Annotated in this window: 1 protein-coding gene; it reads right to left on the reverse strand. The window is 49.8% G+C overall.

Annotated features, from left to right (window positions below; all coding sequences use genetic code 11):
- Positions 1-3,519 (reverse strand): hypothetical protein (locus GF401_02005; protein MBD3343820.1); only part of this gene is annotated, 3,519 nt, incomplete at its 3' end.
- Positions 3,520-4,428 lie beyond the last annotated feature (909 nt).

Below are 4,428 nucleotides of genomic sequence, written 5' to 3' on the forward strand. Positions count from 1 at the left end.
AAGTGTGGGAGATGAAAATGTCCAATCACCGTCAACAACAACCCAGGTGGTATCGAAACGTCGCAGCCCCTGAACATATATTGTCGTATCCTCTCCTGCGGTAACGGCTAAATGGGTCATTCGCTCAGTACCGGCCGGTGAAGAAACAATGCGAAGAGAATCGTAGGTCACATTTGAAAGAATTACCATCACCGTATCGTACATGGTTGGGTTCGAGGGTTTATCGGCATTCCAGGCGATCACCCGGGTTGTATCGATAGCTCCCACGCGATCAATACGCCCTTCACCATCCTGCGGTATACGGCCGTCCTGCGCTGTTACTACGGTTTCATCGAGGGAAAACCATTCGGTGTTGCTGCTGTTGGCAACGTAGTTGCCGAACCGGTCTCTGAGAATTGCATAGGGATAGACAACACCGGTTCCGGCATCGAAGCTGATCGGATCGTAGGGATCGTCGGCGTTCAGGCGAGGTTGACGGTTTCGTTCGACAACAATATGGTCGGCGGTATCGGGTGTTACCTCAACAGTAATCGAATCGACCAGACGAATACCGTTGTTGTCAAAGACGGCCGTTATCCGATATAAGGTGTAGGCGGCGGTAGGGGCAAACGACGTAGTGTGGCCTTCGAGGGTCGATAATGTTTCCGCCGGCGCGGTCCCCGAAATCTTTCGAATTCCCCAGGTGAAAATTTTTCTTGAGCTGTCGATGTTCTCATATTGACTGAACCATTCGTTGCCGTAAAAGACTTTTGCATAGAGTTCCAGCGTGGTTCCGGCCCTGATGGGTACGGTGCTGAGCGGCGTAAGCCCTGCGGGATCACCCGGCCGGTCGTAAATATCGAGATTATTCGGATCTCCCGGTAAAAAAGTGACCGGAATCGAATCGGGTACCGAACCGGAGCGCGTTATTGTAATCCATCCATCACCAATATCTTCGGCCGTCACGTTCCATTGATTGCTCCAGGCCGGCGGATCCCCTTCAGTTATCAATCCGGCGCTTTTTATCCAGATAGCCGGGACCTGCTCCCAGCCACGAATGGGATGTTTACCGTAGGCATAAAGCGGCTTGCCCTCACCGGTGCGAAGGGTCAAGGAATCAGCCCGTACATAGCCATTGCTGAATTCGTAGATCTGAAGAGAATCGTAGCTGATATTGGTGAGGTGAACATTAACGGAATCGTAGAGCCAGAGACTGGTTTCGACGTTATAATAGGAGGAAACGACCCAGACATAGGCCTCGTTATCACTTGTCCGACGGATTATTCCTTCACCATAAGAGGTATTTGCGCCCCGTTCTGCGGTAATATCGGCGCTGTCACGACTCGTCCATCCGCTGTTGTCGGCGAATCCGGCAAAATTTCCATAATAATCTCGCAGTACGGTATAAACAGTAAGCAGTGAATCGGTCTGAGCAAATTCGATATCAACCGGGACCCGTCCCAGGCTTGTTGTATCATAAACAATTTCTATCTTTTCGGCAGGACCGGGATTTACCGTTACAATAAGCGTGTCTTCCAGTCTGGTTGTAAGGTCCTTCTGGAAATAGGCAATAATGGTATCCCGCAGGCCCGCGGTAACCGGCAGATAGCTGGTTGCCGCCCCCTGGGTGGCGATCAATGTTCCGCCACGAATCTGGTCTCCTGCCCATCGTATCTGATCTCCCTGAGAGTGCTGCTCTTCGTAGATACTCAACCAGTTGTTTTGCTTATCAAAGAGCTTTGCCACAATATCAACAGTATCTCCTGCCCGGGCCGACATATACTTGGGAAGGGGATCGTTTCCATTGGTATCGGGCATGCCCGGAGTCTCATATAACTGCAGTCTTTCCGGTTCGCCCGCTCCCACGGAGACGGTAATTTGGGCGGAAAGGGTCTGACGGTCCACTCTGATGACGGCCGAGCCGGTATCCCGGGGAGAAAAATTCCATGATGGTCCCGATGAGGGTGGAATTCGCGGACTGAGTGAGGGCGTCATTGCCCATGTACCACTTACCGAAGTCCACTTCCCGTTATCGGTCCGCCGGCCTTCAACAAACAGCAATGTGCTGTCGTCAATCGTTGTCGTTAATTGCGTGAGCACACCGCCACCATCATCCACAATTCGCAACGAATCATAGGTCGTGGGATCGATTGACACGAGAATTGTATCGTTAAATGACGGTCCGGTATAACCGGGGATAAGGCATCGTGCATAGACAGCGGTAGCTCCCTGATCCTGCGTAAAGGTTTTCTCAATCCGTCCCTGGCCCCGGGAGGGATCTGTTCCCGTCGAAGCCCATACCACCAGTTCCGGACCGGCAAGGGTATCCCACGCCGTTTGCGTTGATCGCTGCACATAATTTCCAAATTCATCCCTGAGCACTGCATACACATCTTCGGTGCTTGTCTCGGTTGATCCGAGCGTTAACCGTCCTCCTCCAACCGGGTCGTCATGATAAAGATCCGTGGCCCCTACAGCGTCTTGAATAACAAGATGATCCGCAGGACCGGACATGATATAAATCCGGGCCGTATCGCGGAGTTCCTCACCCGTATCGTCCGAAATATATCGTCCTATTACCCGTGCGGTCCGGTAAGCCACTTTCGAGGTAAACCGTGTCGAGTCCCCCCTTGCATTAGTTAAGGAGTCCCCCTCAACCTGCGTAGCGGGATCCAGAAACCACTCTATACTGTCTGCCAGATCTGTTCGAACACTGTCGTTCTGGTCTGATATTTGCCCGGTAATGGTCGCAAACGTTCCCGCCGATATCGCCGTATCGGAGACCGTAAGCGTGAGGGTGGTCGCATAGGACGGCTTAATGAGAAAAATTCCTGTGATATGAAATACGATATCGTTAAAATCAAGCCACTCAGATCTGAATCCCGGCTCCATGGTCCTACGCTCTTCAAAGCCGAACTCAACAGTGTCGGTGCGCATGTCAAGTGCATCATCCCGTATCCATCCGGACACGCACCATCGGCGGCCTATAGGAACCATGCGACCGTCGGTTGTCGGAACAAGAGTAGTTGAATATTCGCCACTGTAATATCTGTCAACTCCATCGCATGCACCAAGCGAATCACCTTGAGTGCACATATCACCGGGAGCACGATTTGGTCCGGTATATCCGTTATAGGTTCCATATTGCGTTCTTCTCAGCAGAAAAAAAACAGTATCCATATGCTCGACATACTGCTCGATAACGGCATTATTTGTAAGATCTACCCGCGTCTCTACACCGGGTGGATTATTAATATTGTAAAAAAGGAAAATAGCAGTATCTGTTGTAGGTGAAGTCGGAACCATCAGGTAAAGCTCACATTGAAGTCCTGACCCTTCACGAAGCCAGACCTTAAACGGTTTCGTCGTATCACGAAGAAATGTTGCTCCAAGGAACAGCGAATCAGCGTCCCAGTCGGTACCTGAAAACGGGATAACCTGATCTGTATTCTCCCCCCAATCACTTGTCTGACTGCGAAGCGGAACGGTAACCATGAATAAGGCAAAAATAAAAAGTATTGTTTTGCCGTTGTTTTTCATGCATTCATCTCCCGATATTTAGTACTGAATTTTTTTTAAATGAAAAGAATACAATGCAAAAAAGCGCCTTACTAAAACCGGCTCTTCCCCCACTCCAGGAGAAATGGCGGTGGGCTATTATATACTATAGAAACCTGTATAATTAACAGCCTGGTGTACTGTATCTCAAATACGAATATGCTCCCCCGGGCCCTTTTCACCGCTGTCTTCGTTGCTCATCAGTTGAATACACCCGGTATTCGCCGGCTTCGCGCCTCAACAGGAACGAAAACAGCTCCACGGAAACACACACGTATTTGCGATACATCACACTAGTTATGGCGTGTCATGCCGGACTCGATCCGGCATCCATTTTCAACCGAAAGACCGGATTCCGGCTGAAGTTTCCCCGGAACGTGATTCGGGCCGGAATGACGGAGAAAACAGACATATAATTCGGTAGCTCTCAATAATAAGAAATGCTCTGTCAACACAAGGAAAAGGTCGTGTACCGACCACCATTGCCCATTGAATCTACCTTTTTGCTTCGAATCCCCCGACCACTGATATTGTAGTACCCCGATGTTCTATATACAAATTATAGTGTATATTCAACGATAAATGCAACAAAATTCGAATTTCTTCTTGCAAACATTTTTCAGGAGCAGTTTCGGCCGGGAAGGTAAATATCAGGGTGGTTGCCGGTCTCCACCCTGAGCATGGACAGAAAAGAGAAAGACCCGAGATTATTCCGAATTGCCCGTCGGTTTTCCTCTCCCTACACCAAGAGCGAGCTGTTTCACTACCTGCTCCACCTTTTCTTCTCCATAGGCGTCGATATAAGTAATGAACATTTTAACAACAGCATAGTAGGCCCCCGGGGCCACTTTCATATTGCGATCGTTGATACCACCCCAGTAAAAACCGATT

The organism is Chitinivibrionales bacterium, assembly GCA_014728215.1.
Lineage (GTDB): Bacteria > Fibrobacterota > Chitinivibrionia > Chitinivibrionales > WJKA01 > WJKA01.